General features: G+C 67.2%; 1 protein-coding gene. It reads left to right on the plus strand.

The window, feature by feature from the left end; translation table 11 throughout:
* Positions 1-398 (plus strand): alpha-ketoglutarate-dependent dioxygenase AlkB (locus tag EN852_RS35310; protein ID WP_135879637.1); only part of this gene is annotated, 398 nt, incomplete at its 5' end.
* Between the last annotated feature and the right edge of the window lie 35 nt (positions 399-433).

Raw genomic sequence — 433 nt, forward strand, 5'->3', positions numbered from 1 at the left:
ACCCCGTCACGGGCGAGCCCTGGCCGCCGATCCCGGAAGCGTTGCTGCAATTGTGGCGCGAGGTCTCGGCCTACCCGCATCCGCCCGAGGCCTGCCTGGTCAACTTCTATTCGGCGGACGCCAAAATGGGCCTGCATCAGGACCGCGACGAGAAGGATTTCGCCGCCCCCGTGGTGTCGGTCTCGCTCGGCGACGACTGCCTGTTCCGCGTTGGCCAGAACATGCGCGAAGGCGGCACGAAATCGTTCAGGCTGAAGAGCGGCGACGTCGTCGTGCTGGGCGGCGATGGTCGCCTCTGCTTCCATGGCGTCGACCGTATCTACCCCTCGACGTCGGCGCTCCTGAAGAATGGCGGCCGCATCAATCTGACGCTTCGGCGGGTGACGGTGCCCGGCTGACGCGCGCATCGCGGAGAAGCACCCGCACGGTCTCG

This window comes from Mesorhizobium sp. M2E.F.Ca.ET.209.01.1.1 (assembly GCF_004010375.2).
GTDB lineage: Bacteria > Pseudomonadota > Alphaproteobacteria > Rhizobiales > Rhizobiaceae > Mesorhizobium.